The organism is Paenibacillus sp. RC67, from assembly GCF_030020805.1.
GTDB lineage: Bacteria > Bacillota > Bacilli > Paenibacillales > NBRC-103111 > Paenibacillus_S.
Map to the genome: position 1 here is coordinate 642,704 of NZ_CP125098.1, position 17,162 is coordinate 659,865.

Below are 17,162 nucleotides of genomic sequence, written 5' to 3' on the forward strand. Positions count from 1 at the left end.
TAATCATGCGAAATGTACTGATAACGCTGCTGCTGTTTGTTTGCTGGGGTGCATCCTGGTATTGGTCCGAGGTTTTTGGAGGCCGTTCAGCTTGGATTTGTTTTTATGGTTTAAGTTTATTGCTGTCGTATTTAGGCATTGGGATTCTTGGCTTGATGCGACCGATTCGTGTGGAACGACCGAAAGCTCAGATTCGCTGCTGGAGCGGGGAAAGCGTTGAAATGGCTCTTGGACTGAGGTATGGTATCCCGATGATGCCTCTTGGTTGGCTGCTGATAGAGGAGCGCTGGATGAATATGGGGACTGGGGAAACCGTTGTTGTACGTGATACGGTGCGCTTAAGTCTGAGCGGCGAGGCTACCGCGCTGCTCCGCTTACCCGGTATGCCGCGAGGCTTATACCGGTTGGAGGAATCCGGCGTCGGGATCATCGACGCCTTCGGGCTGCTGCGTATCCATCGCCGCAGCGTGCAAACCGGGCAGCACCGTCTGCTGGTGCTGCCAAGGCCGCTGCAGCTGCAGACGGCCGCGGAAGGCGCGGGAGAGGAGCTCCCGCGCTCGGGGCCGCAGCCTCAGCTGCAGCGGCAGGCCGCGTCCACTCTGGCGTACGGGACGCGGCCCTATGCGCCGGGGGATCCGTTGAACCGGATCCACTGGCGCTCCACCGCGCGCGCAGGAGCCTTGCGCGCGAAAGAGACCGAGCAGCCCGGCGCGGACCGGCTGCTCATCTGCCTCGACGCGGCCAAGGGCGTGCCGAACGCAGCAGCGTTCGGGACGGCGGTCGAGGCCGCGGCAGGTCTCGCCCAGCGTGCAATGCAGCTGGGCATGAACGTTCGCCTTGCCGCCACAGATCGGCAAGGACGGTCCATTGAAGCGCGCGGACGCGAGCGCTTCGCAGAGCTGCTGGAGCTGCTCGCGCAGCTGCCGTGCGACGGCGACAGCCCCCTGGCACCGAGCGTACAGCGCGAGGCGCTGCACATCGGGCGAGGGGTCAGTGTCGCTGTTGTCACGGCTCAGCCGGATGAGCAGCTGATGCGGGTCCTGTTCCGGCTGCGGGAGCGTGCCGTTCACATGGTGTACGTCCACGGCAAAGACGCTGCGCCCAATGCCGTGCAGGAATGGCGGCGGCAGGCGGAAGCCGCCGGCTGCCGCTTTACGGCGGTCAGCGCGTCAAATCGACGCACCGCCGGAGGGGGTGAGGGTTATGGCGCAGAAGCCAAACATGCCGCAGCCGGTGCCTAACGATACGGCTGAGCCCGATCAACCCTGGGCGCTGCGCATCGGCTACGCGCTCCTTCTGTTCTGGCTCATCCGCTCCTGGCTCGTACCGCTGCAGCAGCTGTCCGATTTCACGGAGGTGTACCGGATTACACCGTTTTTGGTCGCTTTTGCACTGTTTCTTGCTCTGGACACGCTTCGTATGCCGGGGGCTGCTGCCTGGATCGTCAGGATAGCGATTATTGTTGCGACAACCGCCGTATTACATAGCGGTCAGTGGTTCCCTGGAGCTGACTGGTGGCTATCCTGGCTGCATGATCTTAACGAGGATGCCGTTCATGCGGCCCAAGGAGAGCTCGAGTTCATTTCGCCGGCAACTAGGACGATGCTGTTTGTGGCTGGCTGGGGCTTTTTCATCTGGGTGCTGCAATCCTTTGTAGCTGACCGACAACAGCTGCTGTGGTTTGTTATGATGACGCTCATCTATCTCATAGCCCTGCAGCTTATATTTGACAAGGATATGTCCTATGGCCTGTTGAGCGCCGCGGGGGCAGGATTATTGCTGCAGGGCTGGCTGCAAGCGGACCGCTGGACCCGATGGAAGAGAAGCGGCTCCAGTGTGCTTGCAGATTACAAACCCCGTTCAACCCCGCCCAAACAAGAGCGTTCTGCTTTCTGGACGCCTATAGTGGCGAGCTGCGTTTTAACCGCACTCTTAATGCTAGGGGCTTGGGCAGGGGCGCTGCAGCATCCGGTGCAAGGAAAAACTATCGATTGGTCGGGTCCTCTCGCGTCCTGGCAGGAGCGGCTTCATTTTCTGGAGGATCATGGAACGAACAATTCGTCGGCCTCGGCAGGCAAAACCGGCTACGGCTCCGATGATTCCCGTCTTGGGTATCCGTTAACCGCTGACGACAGCGTCGTCTTTGTGGCAAGGACGACAAAGCTGACCTATTGGCGTGGGGATTCCAAGTCGACTTATACAGGCAGCGGCTGGTATGCATCGGATACCGATACCGTTCAACTGAAGGCTTCGTCATCTCCGTCAGACAGTGGCAGCGATGCCTCGGGAATGACAACGGCGGCTCATGCTACTGTTAAGTCATCCTCAACAGCGGTAACACAGCAAGTCTTTCTCAAGCAGCGCTTTACTCAATTATTTTTGGGCGGTTCATTAATGAGCATTGATTCGCTTGTTTCGCAAGACGGCGACTCTATTTCTCCCGACTGGTTGTGGAAGGACCAGTGGTCCGAGCGTTATTTTTTGCCGGCGCTGGCGGATCCGTTATCGTCTTATACGGTACAGGTAGCATCCTGGGAGCAGGGTGCAGAAAGCGCGCAACCTGCTCCGGCAGGTGCGGCAGTAAGCGAAGCGAACGATGCCTATTTGCAGCTGCCCGACAGGCTGCCTGCACGAGTATCCGAATTGGCATTCAATTTGACGAAGGATGAGCCAACCGTGTATGCGAAAGTAGAGGCGATAGAGCGCTATTTGCGCAGTCACTACACGTACAGTCTGGAGCAAACACGGCCTCCAGCTGAAGGTCAAGATTTCGTAGATCAGTTTTTGTTTGAGCAAAAAATGGGCTATTGCGATCACTTTTCAACGGCAATGGCCGTCATGCTCCGATCGGTAGGGATACCCTCGCGATGGGTGAAAGGTTTTGCGCCAGGACAGGTTATTTCTATGGAGACGAACGGGGCAAACGGTACTCCTGTTTATAATGTGGAGGTGCGCAATAAAAACGCTCATTCCTGGGTGGAGGTGTACTTACCAACGGCCGGGTGGGTGCCTTTTGACCCTACGCCCGGTTTTGGCGAGGGAAGCGCTTCCGAAAGTGCCGTTCGAACGGCTTCTACCGCTGCGGCAAACCAAACTTCTGATATAGCTGCGGATGGCTCCATATTGCAGAGCTTGGTGAACTATACTTCATCGTTATCACAGCTTATCCCCATGGTTATGGGAATTTTAGCTGTCTTATCCACTCTAGCTCATAAAGGGATGGACTTTTTCCACAATGGGTGGCTGTGGATTCGGCATTGGCTGCCTTTATCCCTGTGGATAGCTGTTGCATGCCTGACAGCTATGTTTATCCACATGTGGATTACTTTTAGAGCGGGAGCAGTGCACCGGACTGCTGAACGAGATAACATACCCGTTAGGCTGCGCCGCGGGATTAGATTTAACGGAGTACGTGCCTATGCCGTGCAGCGGGCGTCCGATCGCCTGTGGAGGAAGCTTCAGCGCCGATGGGGCCGCGTAGAGCCTGCGCAAACTTTACGGGAATATATGCTAACCCGTTCGTACAACACCGATGCTCAGCGAGAATCGCTGCTAAGGTTTATCCGATTGCAGGAAACTTTGAAATACAACGCCGGTAACCCGGCAGTAACCCGTCGACAGCTTCACGAAGCATGGCAAGATATACGAAAAAGCTTGTGAGCCGTTTATTATACGGCCGCAGGCTTTTTGCCGTCTATAAGCCATTTGTCATCATTTGCAGTGATCATTCATTTTTTTGAACATCATTTTTTAAGTTCAAAGGATGGGAAATACTAGTTCTGCAGCTTATTTTATTTTGTCTAATTGTGCATTTTTGATGGAGGCATTGCCCTTTCTGTGACGGAAGCTTATAATAATGTCTATTGATTTAGAGCAGAGCTTCAAGTCTTGTAATGGAATGAAGAGGCGGAAGCTTGCGTGTGAACCTGGTTTTGCGCCCGCGGAACTGCAGCACATGGACTATGACGGAATGAAGAAAGTTTTTCTACGAAAACTCAGCAACGCTTACGAAGTAAGTTTTCTACGAAAACTCAGCAAATGCTTACGAAGTAAGTTTTGCTAAAGCAAAACACTAAGGAGGAAATTATGGACAAGCCGAATGAAATTATTGTTGTGCTCGATTTTGGAGGTCAGTACAACCAACTGATTGCCCGCCGTATTCGGGATTTAGGTGTGTACAGCGAGCTGCTGCCTTACAATACGCCAGTGGAGAAGCTGAAACAGCTTCAACCGAAAGGTATCGTGTTTTCCGGCGGACCTGCGAGCGTATATGGCGAGAATTCCCCATTGGTCGACCCAGCCGTTTATGACTTGGGCGTACCGATTTTCGGGATTTGCTACGGAATGCAGCTGATGGCTCATCAATTGCAAGGTAAAGTAGAAAGAGCCTCGAAGCGTGAATACGGAAAAGCTGAGGTTGATTTCGCCGACCATTGCAGCTTGGTTCATAACCTGGACAAAAAGCAAACAGTATGGATGAGCCATAGTGATCTTGTTGTGGAACCTCCTGTAGGTTTTGTCGTGGACGCAAGCACGGAGCATGCTCCTGTAGCTGCTATGAGCCATCCAGAGAAAAGAATGTTCGCGGTGCAGTTCCACCCGGAAGTGCGTCACTCCGTTTACGGTAACGACATGATCCACAACTTCCTGTACCAAGTTTGCGGCTGTGAAGGCAAGTGGAGCATGGAAAGCTTTATTGAAGATACAATCCGCGATATTCGCAACCAAGTAGGCGATAAAAAGGTGCTGTGTGCGTTGAGCGGCGGCGTAGACTCTTCTGTTGTGGCTATGTTGGTTCACAAGGCGATCGGCGATCAATTGACATGTATGTTTATCGACCATGGTTTGCTGCGCAAAGGGGAAGCGGAAGGCGTTATGGAGACCTTTGTCGGCAAATTCGATATGAAAGTAGTAAAAATCGATGCTTGTGACCGTTTTATGGGCAAGTTGGCCGGCGTAGACGATCCGGAGCAAAAACGTAAAATCATCGGTACCGAGTTCATCCGTGTGTTCGAGGAAGAATCGACTCAATTTGACGATTTCGCGTTCCTTGCGCAAGGTACTTTGTATACCGATATTGTAGAGAGCGGAACAGCTACGGCTCATACCATCAAATCTCACCATAACGTAGGCGGATTGCCTGAAGATATGAAATTTGAGCTTGTTGAGCCTTTGAAAGCATTGTTCAAGGACGAAGTCCGTAAAGTAGGCTTGGAGTGCGGCCTTCCTGAGGCTATCGTATGGCGTCAACCTTTCCCAGGTCCGGGTCTTGCGATCCGTGTGTTGGGTGAAGTAACCGAAGAGAAGCTTGAGATCGTTCGTGAATCCGATGCGATTTTGCGTGACGAGATTGCCAAAGCGGGCTTAGACCGTGAAATTTGGCAGTACTTCACAGCTTTGCCGAACATGAAGAGCGTAGGCGTTATGGGTGATGCCCGTACGTATTCGTACACAGTCGGTATCCGCGCAGTAACTTCCATCGACGGCATGACAGCCGACTGGGCGCGTATTCCTTGGGATGTTCTGGAGAAAATTTCGGTTCGTATCGTTAACGAAGTAGATAACGTTAACCGTATCGTGTATGATATTACATCCAAGCCGCCTGCAACGATCGAGTGGGAATAGGATGTGAATGTTTAATGCTGTTAATCGCTTGGAGGCCTTGATAACCAGGGCTTCCGGCGTTGACAGTGTTGAAATTCCTGTGCGCCTGCAACAATAAAAAATGACTCTCTTTTATTTGCGTTGTTTAGCTAATAGAAGGGAGTATTTTTTATGACCACAAACAAAGAACATTGACGATTTCAAATAAATTCGAGTAATTTTGGGCAGGGACGGTGATGGGCGTTCAGATTCCTATTTAAGCACTCTCACATGATACTTATCCATGCAATTGAACAAGTTATCACATACGATACATCATAATCCAATTTGACGGGAAGGTGTATCAGGATGTCATGTTCGTGTGGATGTGGAGGGAAGTGCAAGAGCCGCATGATCAGTACCCGAATCGGAAAAGCTACGCTGTCTGTTCCATCATCTATCTGTAAGGGGCGTAAACGTCGGGGTGCAGTCGGTTGTTGCTTTAAGTCACATCTAAGAGGCGAAGGAATAAAAAGGGTGCCAGAAACTCGGAATATATACTTTGCAGATGCTAATTTAATATGCACTGGAGCCCTTTGTTCGGGTCGTGATAGAGACATTGTTTATGAATGGACATTAACACCTACCGACAAAGCAAATCCAGGCAATCTTAGGATTGTGGGGAATTCACGTAGAGTAGGCAATGACAGAGTTGAAATCGCAGGAACGGGTACTTTCGATCTGCACGTAAGAGTTGTCTTTAAATGTACACGGGTAAGTTTTCGAGTATTCATTGACAATTGTGTAAGTACGAGGACCGTACGATTCACCCAGTGATGGGGAGTAAGGAATGGGGTCTTTCCTTGTATAAGGGAAAGGCTCTTTTATTGTGTAAATGTGGTTTGTAAATCAAGCTTTTCATTAAGAGAGCTAATCGTTTGCAGCGATTTCATCAAGAGGAAACCTTTAGCAATAAACGAACGAGAATAAAAAAACTTTCGTTAATGTTCGGAAAAATCCATTGACAAGTTTCGTCAAGAAATTTAGAATAAATGATGAATATTAGGGAATAACTGTTTCGTATAATCTCGGGAATTGGCCTGGGAGTTTCTACGAGATCACCGTAAATGATCTGGCTACGAACAAACAAAGCGGAGGGGCGCGATGCTCCCCTGAAATGACAAAAGAGGGCTTGAGGAAAGCCTTTTTCTGTGGTTTCGGGGGAATCGCAGAGTCCTGATCCGGCTTTGCTTGTGAGTCCGGCCATTTGATCATCGATCAAAGCCGGACTTTTTCGTTGTTCCAAAAACCATTGGAGGGATTTGGGGAATGGATCGATTTTTTAAGCTGAAGGAAAACGGTACCAATGTGCGTACAGAAATCATGGCGGGTTTGACGACCTTCATGACGATGGCGTATATTTTGGCCGTAAATCCGAACATTCTCAGTAGCTTTGGCTCCGGTGCTACAGGGATGGACTGGACTGCCGTATTTTTAGCCACTGCGATTGCTGCAGGTGTTATGACTATCGCGATGGGGTTATTCGTTAATTTTCCGGTCGCATTGGCTCCAGGGATGGGATTGAACGCTTATTTCGCAACGGTGATTTTGGCTTCACAAGGTACATTTACGTTCCAAATGGGGTTAACGGCTGTATTCATTTCCGGTTTGATCTTTATCGTTTTGACGGTTACAAAGGTACGTCAGATGCTGCTGGTTGCTGTGCCTGATAGCTTGAAGCATGCAATTACAGTAGGTATCGGATTGTTTATTACGATTGTCGGCTTGAAAAACAGCGGTATGATGGCAATCGCGGTAGAAACAAGCAACGACGTGAAGGCTCATCAATATACGGACCTGCTGTCGTTCGAGTCCATTATTCACATGGGCAGCTTGAAGGATCCGAATGTAGTGCTCTGTATCGTCGGTATTTTAATTATTTCGATCCTGATGGTGCTTCGTGTTCGCGGAGCGATTTTGTTCGGAATTTTGCTGACGACTGTGGTCGGATTGTTAATGGGACAAGTGAATTTGGGCACCTTGACCGATGCTAAAACCACTTGGGTTCCTGATCTGAGCAAACTGGCTTTTGGCCAATTTGACTTTCAAGGCGTACTTAACGCAGGGATTATTTCGGTCATAGCGACCTTTACATTTGTTGAATTGTTCGACACCTTTGGTACGCTAGTAGGTACGGCGAACCGCGCTGGTTTCATGAAAAATAAAGAAGAAGGCAATAAAAAAGTTGGTAAAGCCATGATGGTTGACGCGATCGCAGTAAGCGGTGGCGCATTGGTAGGTACAAGCACCGTAACGGCATTTGTCGAAAGTGCTGCTGGCGTTGCTCAAGGCGGACGTACCGGTTTGACTGCCGTTACAACAGGCGTGTGCTTCCTGCTTGCTTTGTTTTTGGCTCCGATTGCGGCACTGATTCCGGGCTCCGCTACGGCAGCGGCTCTAATTATTGTCGGCGTACTGATGATGCAGTCGGTTAAAGAAATCGATTTTCAAGATTTTGTTGTTGCGATTCCTGCGTTCTTCACGATCACTTTCATTCCGTTTACTTACAATATCGCTAACGGAATTTCGTTCGGTGTTGTCACTTATGTGATCTTGGCATCCTTCTCCCGTATGAGCGGTAATAATAATCACAAGGTTCATTGGTTGATGTGGGTGCTGGCAGTTTTGATCGTGCTGCGTTATGCATTTTTCGGCAGCGAAGGCTAATACAAATCGTGTCAAAAGCTTCGGTATTTTCCTTCAGGGAATACCGGGGCTTTTCTTTTTTTGAAAAATGAATAAAATGCATGCATTGACATTTCAAAAGACGCATACTATAATTGCAATCAATATCAAAACGCTAGGAACGGGAACAGTAGTCGGTCTGAACTGTCAAGAGAGCTGCGGGGTGGTGCAACGCAGTCAGTGAAGCCTACGAAACTCGCCCGGGAGCGGTGAAGCTGAAACGATGTAGCGCTGCATCGATGGGTAAGCTTCAACGGATGGCCTCCGTGATCAGGCGTGCTTAAGGATTTCAAACCCTAAGCACACGAGGTGGACTTCGGCTTGCAGCCGGGTCAACAAGAGTGGTACCGCGATAGATCAGTGTCTGTCGTCTCTTTTACAGGAGACGTCAGGCCTTTTTTGGTTATTTAACAAGATGAAAAATCAAACAACAATCCCATATAGAAAATAACGCTAGGAACGGTAGTAGTAAAGCAATCTGGACGATCAGAGAGCTGCGGGGTGGTGCGACGCAGTCGACGGATGCTTGAATCTCGCCCCGGAGCGGTAGGGCTGAACCCAGAACAACTGGTAATTAGGCTCTGACGGATTAGCCCCACGTGATCGGGGAACGCAGCAAGGTATGGTGAAGCGGTGTATGATCAGAAACTGCTTCCCGGTTAGGACGCTTTGTTGCGAGCGAGGTGGACGCCTTTTCTTACGGAAAGGGTCAACGAGAGTGGTACCGCGGCAGCCGAAGGCCTGTCGTCTCTTATGTGGAGACGATAGGTCTTTTTTGTATAGTCAGGAAATGAAGCATGACCAAACCTTATAGGAGGCGTTACAAATGACAAACCAAAACAATAGCCAAGCAAACCAAGCAAACGGAATGAAGAGAATCCATATTTTCGATACGACATTGAGAGATGGAGAGCAGGCACCGGGCGCATCCTTGAATCCAGAGCAAAAGATCGTGATCGCGAAGCAGTTGGCACAGCTGGGCGTCGATATTATCGAGCCAGGCTTTCCGATTTCGAGCCCCGGCGATTTTATGGCGGTACAGCGTATTTCCCAGGAGGTTCACGGCGTTGAAATCTGTGGATTTGCTCGATCGGTAAAAGAGGATATCGATTCGGCCATTCGGGCAACGGAAGCGGCAGAGCGTCGGAGATTGCACTTATTCTTATCGTCATCGAATATTCATCTGGATTTTCAGCTTCGCAAATCACGGGATCAGGTCATTCAAATCGCTCGGTCTATGGTCGCTTATGCTAAACAATTTGTAGATCGGATCGAATTTTCACCAATGGATGCGACTCGAACCGGTGATGAATTTTTGTTCGAAATGATCGAGGCTGTTATCGCAGAGGGAGCTAATATCATTAACATCCCAGATACCGTAGGCTATGCACTTCCTGAAGAATATGGGGCGATGTTCACCCGAGTCATGAATAACGTCCGCGGCAGCGATCAAGTGGAATTCAGTGCTCACTGTCATAACGATTTGGGGCTTGCCGTCGCCAACAGCTTGGCTGCCATTCGTGCGGGAGTCACCCAAGTGGAGGTCACCGTGAACGGCGTAGGTGAGCGTGCAGGCAACTGCTCCCTGGAGGAGCTGGTTATGGCGATTGAAACGCGCAAAGAGGCGCTTGGGGCGGAAACCGGTATCCAAACGGAGCACATTTATAACGTGTCTCAAAGAGTGAGCCGCGCCATGAGCTTCCCAATCGCGTTTAACAAGCCGATTGTCGGACGCAATGCATTCCAGCATGAAGCGGGTATTCATCAAGATGGTTTGCTAAAAAACCGCAACACGTATGAGATTATGGATCCTGACCGGTTGGGCATACCTCGCAGCATGATTATTCTTGGCAAGCATTCCGGTCGTCATGCAATCAAGCATCGCGTAGGACAATTCGGGGTTCAGCTGACAGAGGACCAGATGGAAACGTTGTACACCAGCTTTAAAGAGCTGGCTGATAAGCAGAAGGTCGTTCAGGATCATCAGCTGATGGAGCTGGTGGGCAGTACGGTGAATACGGTACTGGAGCCGTTCACCTTAGTTCAAGCTCAGGTGCTTACAGGAACGACAGGACATCGGATGGCCTCCTGCATCGTTACCAACAACATGACGGGTGAAGAAATCATTTGTTCGGGAACCGGGGAAGCTCCTGTTGAAGCTTTGGTAGCAGGTATAAAGCAAGTGCTGCCCATCCCTGTCGAATTCGCTGATTTGGAGCTGTACTCCATGTCCTCTGGTGAGGAAGCAAATGGCGAAGCTATTGTGACGGTGAGTGCCTATGGAAGCAGCTACAGAGGGGTGTCGGAGCATCGTGATGTACTAATGGCTGTAGCTCAAGCATTCATGGCGGCTTGCAATCAGGCGGTTCGTGAACACAGGTCATCTATACAGACAGAAGGTACGGTATCCGTAGGCTAGAAGGCGGCTGCCGCTTCAAATTGAGACGAAGTACGGGTCTCGTAAACTCGTATAAAATACTTTGGTGGTATGAGAACTCGATCCAGATAGGCCGGGCAATTTAAGTCGTGTAATAAGAACTTCCCTTATTTAGTGAGGAGCTGGTGAATATGAACCGTGTCGTACAGTACTATGAGTCCTTTGACGAGTGGGGCCGTCTCGATCGCGAGCCGATTGAATTTTTAATAAACTGGCATTTCATCCAAGAGCATCTTCCGAAGCAGGGGCTAATTCTAGATAACGGAGCCGGACCGGGCAAATATGCCATGAAGCTGGCACAAGCAGGCTACAACGTCACTTTGACGGATATAACCGCTAAGCTGGTGGAAGCCGCAAAGGAGAAGGCGAAGGAACTGGGCCTTGAGGATCGGTTTGAAGGCTTTCACACGGCTAATGCTGTAGCTTTGAGTGAGTTGAAGGATAACAGCTTCGATGCTTCCTTAATGCTGGGTCCTTTATATCATCTTCAGGAGGAAGAGGATCGAATACGTGCTGTTAAGGAGCTATATCGGGTGACAAAACCCGGTGGGATGGTTTTTGTTGCATTCATGTCGCGGGTAAGGCATTTGATGACCTCCTTAACAACACCTCAGCATTGGAGGCCTAATGATACCGCCGATAACATTGCACATTTTATGAAAACCGGCAGGTTTGATCATCAGGATGAGAGACGCTTTACCGGCGCGTACTACTTTCAAATAGAAGATATACAACCGTTAATGGAAGTCAACGGATTCGAAACCGTAAAGCTGATAGGTTCTTCTAACATTGCTTCTTTACTTCAACCAGACCAATGGAGCTACTGGCGAAGCAGAGGAGAGGACGAATTTGCAAAAATCGTAGAGCTGTTGAAACAAACAGCTGAAAATCCGTATGTGTTGGGTATTTCGCCGCATTTGCTGTATATCGGGAGAAAGCAAGGCTAGTTTCGAATGAGAGGCTCAAGACCGGAATGACAACTAGCTTTCGGAAAAAACGTATGTGTGAAGTGGTATCAAGCACATTCAATAGTCATGCTTAGGAAAAGGGCTGTGGATAATAGTTATCCACAGCCCTTGTGTATAATGTGCATAACTTTGTAAAGAGGCTGTAAATCAACTTTCGTTATACCCAAATCAAAACGAGGTGCGTGGATAATTATTGGGCACCCAATCTGTGGATAATGTGGATATCCTTGTGGATGAACACGGAAATGGTTGGTTTTCTAGGAAGAAAGAACTCCTTTCACTGTGAATAAGCTTGTGGATAAAGAGGCTTCTCCAATCAAATATACACAGTTTGGATAGAAAGGTGGATATTGGGGGACTGTACTTGGATAAGTAAGTAAGAAACTGGCGAAGGTTTCTTAACAAAGGAGAAGCACTAACATGAATCCAAAGTGGATAGCCCGCATTGTCCTTGTATTGGGGATAAGCTTTCATCCTTACGGACATGCCGCTGCATATTCCGAGCCTCCATCTTCCTTTTCTTCAGTGGCACTTAAACCAATCAACCAGCTGCATAAAAACGTGCTGCAAAAAAAAATATGGATAGTGTCTATTCCAGGCTTCTCTTTCCTGGAGCTCTCACCGGCTTGGCAGAAAGCGATGCCTGAGCTGATGAATCTTCGGCAAGGCGCTGCTTGGGGGTCACTAAATATCCGCACGCCGGGCAAGGGGCTGGAGGACGCCTATTTATCGATAGGTGCAGGCCATTTTGCCGAAGGAGGTCCTGGGGTTCAAGGGCTGCAGCGCAATGAGCTATGGAATGGACAGAATGCGGCAGAAATGGTTCAGCGGCATGCTGGCCGTCAGACGGATAGCTCCATCGTAGTTAAAGAAGCGGAACCGATGCGCAGAATGAATACGAATAACTACTATCGCGCTGTTCCGGGGCTGCTGGGGGAGCGGCTAGAGTCAGCCGGCGTACGTCTTAGTGTATGGGGGAACGCAGATCGGTCTAGACCTATCGGAGTAACCGAGGATGAGATAGGTCGCTCGATTCGACGGTACGCTCCGCTGATGCTGATGAATGTATCGAATGCAGTGAGCTACGGAGATGTGAGCGGAAGAGGACAGGTGCGTGACCCGTCATGGCCTGGCGGCTTAAAGACGGACTATCATTGGCTGGTGAATCGATGGCTTGAGCAGCTTGCGCCATCCGTTACTTTAATGGAAGTAGGGGACCTTGCGCGATTGTATGATGAGAAAGGCATTTATTCGAAGGCAGCGTTCGAACAAATGAAGCTGGCTGTTTTGGCGGAGCTGGATCGTTTTATCGGAGAGGCGGCACAAAAGATAAGAGAAGCTGAAGGAAGCGAGCTTTGGCTGTTTAGTCCGCAAGTGAATAGCGACGCTGCACGAGCGAAGGCTTACCTGGCTCCCCTGTTGATGTATAGGCCCGCTATAAATGGAGCGAATGAAGCGTTATTAACCTCTGCAACAACTCGACGCCCGGGTATCGTGTCATTGGTGGATTTGGCTCCTACGCTGCTTGGAAGGTTTGGAATCGAGACGCCGGAGGCAATGATCGGTCTGCCCATCCAGGCGAAGCAGAAAGAAGCGGTGCTCACGGGACTGTTAGGACAAGTAAGGGATATGCAAAACGTCTATGTAATGCGTCCTCCGCTTCTATATGGTCTTGCCATTTATGAAATAACCGTGATGCTTGCTGTATTGATTGCGGCCATGTTTGGGAAGAAGTATCTGGGGAGAAGAGCGGTCATGGTAAGTATCGGACTGTTGTTTTCTCTGCTGCTGGCTCCTGCCGGGCTATTGTCCATGGGGTGGATGCCGAGTGAGCCTGCTGTGCTTACATCGATTACGGCATTAGGATCGGTGTTAGCTATCAGCGCTTGCTGTGCGTATTTTGCTGTTTCCAGGCCTGGACGGACCGCAATCTGCCTGGCGGGAATAGGAACGATAGTAACTTTGCTGTTGTTATATGACGGAATGCATGGTGCAAAGGCGATGCAGCGGTCGGTGCTCGGCTACGATCCGATGATCGGAGCACGATATTATGGAATGGGCAACGAGTGTATGGGGGTGCTGTTGGGAGCATCCTTGTTGGGACTTACCGCTCTGCAGCAGTCGCTGCTGCGGCGTAAGCACCGCTCTGCGGGGGCAGGAGCAAGCACCGGCGCGGTTCCTGCTGCGCTGCGGGCTGGAGCTTCGCCCGCGGCAGGACCTCCAGCGGAGGCTGCGGCCTATGCCGCCGCGCTGCTGCACGGCCCGGCCGCCGAGCCAGGCGGCGTAACGGCCTGGCGCCTGCCGCAGACGGGCGTACTCGCGCCGCTGCTTCGCGCCGGCAGTGGCCTAGCCGCTCGCGCGGCCACGGCTCCCGGCGCTGCGCTGCGCGGCAGCCGGCTAGCGGCGCGTACTGCTGCCGCGTGGCGCGCCTGGCCCGCCGCGGCCGTCGGCGCCGCCGTCGCCGGCTACCTCGCGTCGCCGGCGCTCGGCACTAACGCCGGCGGAGCGCTGTCCGCGGCGGTGGCCTTTGGCGCGCTTGGAGCGCGCCTGGCCGGCGGGCGCCGCTGGCTGCGCGCCGCGCCTACTCTTGCGCTGCTGCTGGCGGCAGCGCTCGTGGGCTTGTGGCTGCTGAACGCAGGCGCAGCCACAGTGGACTCCGCCGATAAGCAGAGCCATATCGGCCGGGCCTTTCACACGCTGTTCCAGGGCCGTATCGACCTGATCGGTACCATCATCATGCGCAAGCTCGAGATGAATTGGCACCTGATCGGCGTCTCTGCCTGGAGCAAGGTACTGCTCACCAGCCTGGTCGTCATGGCGGTTCTTGTTCTTCGTCCGCGAGGACTGTTCCGCCGCTGGCAAAGACGCTATCCGTATATTATGTACGGATGTGCGGCTAATGTCATAGGTGCTATTGCAGCACTGCTGCTTAATGACTCGGGTATCGTCGCCGCAGCGACGATGATCGTATACAGCAGTGTTCCACTGCTGCTCTTAAAACTAGAGGGCGTCTGAATAAACAGACGCCCTCGAATTATTCCGCCAATTGCTCCCACTGCTCATAGCAGTCGGCCAGCTGGCTTTTTTTATGTTCAATCGCTTCATTCTTTTGCTGAACGAGTACATAGTCGTTGTACACTTCCGGCTTGGCAAGTTCTTCTTCAATTTGAGACAGCTCTTCTTCAAGCTGGGCGATTGCTTGCTCCAACTGCTCCAGCTTACGCAGTTTAGTGCGTTCCTCGCGCTTGGCTGCTTTGTTGGCTTCATAGCCGTTCTCCGTCGCTGTTGCTGACGAAGCGGTTTTATTACCGCCGGCAGCTCCGCTTTTGTTTTTTGCCGCCTCAGCTGCAAGCCGCTGCTGCTCCATTTCGGCAAGCTCCTGCTTTTTCTCCACGTAATCGTCGTAGTTCCCCAAGTAAGAGGTGACTCCATCACTTTTCAATTCTAGCATGGACTCCGCCATTTTATTTAAGAAGTACCGGTCATGGGAAATAAATAACAGGGTACCTTCGTAATCGATAAGTGCGGATTCGAGCACTTCTTTGCTGAACAGGTCCAAATGGTTGGTCGGCTCATCGAGAATAAGCACATTCGCTTTTTGCAGCATTAGCTTGGCTAAGGAGACACGGGCTTTTTCGCCTCCACTCAAAGACGTAATTTTCTTGAAAACATCTTCTCCGCTGAACAAAAAGCTGCCGAGCACTGTCCGTATGCGTGCCTCCTCCAAATTCGGAAACTCATCCCACACCTCGGCGAGAATGGTGTTGTTCGGATTCAAGCCCTTTTGCTCCTGATCGTAGTAGCCGATCCGGACGTTGGAGCCCCAACGAATGTCCCCTTTATCCTGCTTCTGGGTACCGATAAGCGTCTTCAGGAGCGTGGATTTACCAATCCCGTTGGGCCCTATCAGAGCGGCTGTGTCCCCGCGGCGAAGCTGGAAGGAAACATCACGCAACAAAGGCTTACGTCCGTCATAGGAAATGGATACGTCGCTTACCTGCAGTACTTCCTTACCGGACGTTTGCTCAACCTCGAACGAGAAGCTGGCTCGCTTCAAATCGCCTAAGGGCTTGTCCAGCCTATCCATCTTCTCCAATGCTTTTCGGCGGCTTTGAGCCCGTTTGGTGGTAGAAGCGCGGACGAGGTTGCGTTGAACGAACTCCTCCATCTTCGCGATTTCTTCCTGCTGCTTCTCGAATTGCTTCATTTGAATTTCGTACTCGGCCTGCTTGGTTTCTACATATCGTGTGTAATTGCCAGTGTAGCGCTTGGAAGTCGTACGCTCGATCTCGTAAATGGCATTGACGAGGGCGTCAAGGAAGTAACGATCATGGGACACGACCAGAATAGCGCCGGAATAAGAGCGTAAATACCCTTCAAGCCATGTGAGAGTAGGGATGTCCAAATGGTTCGTCGGCTCGTCGAGAAGGAGCAGATCGGGTGCCTGCAGCAGCATTTTCGCCAGCGCAAGACGCGTCTTTTGCCCACCGCTTAACGTATTGACCGGGGTCTCCGGAGCGAAATCCCCAAAACCCATTCCGTGCAAAATACCGCGGATGCGCGCTTCCGCTTCATAACCGCCCTGCTCCTTGAACCATTCGGATAAGGAAGCGTACCGCTTCATCGTTTCTTCCGTCTGCTTGTCGTTTGCCAGCACATTCGGATCCGCCATCATCGTTTCCAGTCTGCGCAGCTCTTGCTCAGCTTCTTCCAGATGGGTGAATACGCTTTTCATTTCATCCCATATCGACCTGTCCGAAATGAGACCGCTGTTCTGTTTTAAATAGCCAATCTTCGTTTCTTTAGCTTTGAAAATATCGCCTGAATCATAGGACATCTCTCCAGCGATGATTTGCAGCAGGGTGGACTTGCCCGCGCCGTTCACTCCGACCAGTCCGATTCGTTCTCTGGACTCGATTTGCAGCGATATATTAGAAAGCACGGTATTGATTCCGTAGCTTTTTGTTATTCCGGATACTTGCAGCAGCATAATTAGCCTCCTAAACGATTAACTCTCTTTAGTACCTGTTGTGCATTAGCTCGGTGAGTCTGTCGGAAACCCATGGATGTGAATAAAAGCGTTGGTATCTCTTGCGACCGTTTGCATTTTTTCACCAAGTCTTGGGTTAACTTCAATCTGAACATGCATAAGCCCTGTTATAGTCTCATTCCTCCTAGTGTATCATGTTCTTGATGAATTTACAGCCCGCACCATGTTAGTGTGCCTATGCCACATAAATTCCTTATCTGTTTCTGAAAAAATAGGCTTAACGGTAAGGCTTTAGATGAATTATACACAGGGTTATACACAAATCAACAATCCTCAAATAAAGTCTGTGTATAGATTAGCCGTTCTCTATCAACATATCCACAGATGCTGTTATCCACATGAAGCCGCTAACCCCCTGAAGCATTCAGCATTCTTTCAG

8 protein-coding genes, 1 riboswitch and 1 other annotated feature are annotated in these 17,162 nt (G+C 50.8%); of the genes, 7 read left to right on the top strand and 1 reads right to left on the bottom strand.

Going from position 1 to position 17,162, the window contains the following annotated elements:
• Positions 1-5: 5 nt before the first annotated feature.
• From QMA13_RS02995 to QMA13_RS03025, 7 genes are all read left to right on the top strand, one after another.
• Positions 6-1,241, top strand: a complete 1,236-nt coding sequence (locus QMA13_RS02995) for a DUF58 domain-containing protein (RefSeq protein ID WP_282939429.1) — start codon at positions 6-8, stop codon at positions 1,239-1,241.
• A complete protein-coding gene (locus QMA13_RS03000) occupies positions 1,204-3,660 on the top strand; it encodes a transglutaminase TgpA family protein (protein ID WP_282939430.1) in 2,457 nt (818 codons plus the stop codon). Before QMA13_RS02995 ends, QMA13_RS03000 begins: the two co-directional genes overlap by 38 nt.
• Before the next feature lie 426 nt (positions 3,661-4,086).
• Positions 4,087-5,625 carry a glutamine-hydrolyzing GMP synthase gene (guaA, locus tag QMA13_RS03005; protein WP_282939432.1) on the top strand — a complete coding sequence of 513 codons (1,539 nt, stop codon included), beginning with the start codon at positions 4,087-4,089 and terminating at the stop codon, positions 5,623-5,625.
• 1,016 nt (positions 5,626-6,641) lie between these two features.
• Positions 6,642-6,742, top strand: a riboswitch (purine riboswitch).
• A gap of 170 nt (positions 6,743-6,912) precedes the next feature.
• Complete coding sequence (locus QMA13_RS03010) at positions 6,913-8,310, top strand: NCS2 family permease (protein ID WP_282939434.1); 1,398 nt, start codon at positions 6,913-6,915, stop codon at positions 8,308-8,310.
• A 126-nt stretch (positions 8,311-8,436) separates the two neighbouring features.
• Positions 8,437-8,706, top strand: a binding site (T-box leader).
• Between the two features lie 490 nt (positions 8,707-9,196).
• The gene (locus tag QMA13_RS03015) at positions 9,197-10,747 is read left to right on the top strand and encodes a 2-isopropylmalate synthase (RefSeq protein WP_282943226.1); all 1,551 of its coding nucleotides are present in this window, start codon (positions 9,197-9,199) and stop codon (positions 10,745-10,747) included.
• Between the two features lie 149 nt (positions 10,748-10,896).
• On the top strand, positions 10,897-11,712 hold the full coding sequence (locus QMA13_RS03020; RefSeq protein WP_282939435.1) for a class I SAM-dependent methyltransferase: 816 nt from the start codon (positions 10,897-10,899) through the stop codon (positions 11,710-11,712).
• Positions 11,713-12,153: 441 nt separating this feature from the next.
• Positions 12,154-14,748 carry a hypothetical protein gene (locus QMA13_RS03025; RefSeq protein WP_282939436.1) on the top strand — a complete coding sequence of 865 codons (2,595 nt, stop codon included), beginning with the start codon at positions 12,154-12,156 and terminating at the stop codon, positions 14,746-14,748.
• 19 nt (positions 14,749-14,767) lie between these two features.
• On the opposite strand, the gene abc-f is transcribed toward QMA13_RS03025, so the two are convergent.
• On the bottom strand, positions 14,768-16,723 hold the full coding sequence (gene abc-f / locus QMA13_RS03030) for a ribosomal protection-like ABC-F family protein (RefSeq protein WP_282939437.1): 1,956 nt from the start codon (positions 16,721-16,723) through the stop codon (positions 14,768-14,770).
• Positions 16,724-17,162: the final 439 nt, after the last annotated feature.

What these genes read in the sequence shown, in the direction of transcription:
- QMA13_RS02995 (WP_282939429.1), top strand. Translation starts at nt 6, where the DNA reads ATGCGAAATGTACTGATAACGCTGCTGCTGTTTGTTTGCTGGGGTGCA.
- QMA13_RS03010 (WP_282939434.1), top strand. Translation starts at nt 6,913, where the DNA reads ATGGATCGATTTTTTAAGCTGAAGGAAAACGGTACCAATGTGCGTACA.
- QMA13_RS03025 (WP_282939436.1), top strand. Translation starts at nt 12,154, where the DNA reads ATGAATCCAAAGTGGATAGCCCGCATTGTCCTTGTATTGGGGATAAGC.
- QMA13_RS03020 (WP_282939435.1), top strand. Translation starts at nt 10,897, where the DNA reads ATGAACCGTGTCGTACAGTACTATGAGTCCTTTGACGAGTGGGGCCGT.
- guaA (WP_282939432.1), top strand. Translation starts at nt 4,087, where the DNA reads ATGGACAAGCCGAATGAAATTATTGTTGTGCTCGATTTTGGAGGTCAG.
- abc-f (WP_282939437.1), bottom strand. Translation starts at nt 16,723, where the DNA reads ATGCTGCTGCAAGTATCCGGAATAACAAAAAGCTACGGAATCAATACC.
- QMA13_RS03015 (WP_282943226.1), top strand. Translation starts at nt 9,197, where the DNA reads ATGAAGAGAATCCATATTTTCGATACGACATTGAGAGATGGAGAGCAG.
- QMA13_RS03000 (WP_282939430.1), top strand. Translation starts at nt 1,204, where the DNA reads ATGGCGCAGAAGCCAAACATGCCGCAGCCGGTGCCTAACGATACGGCT.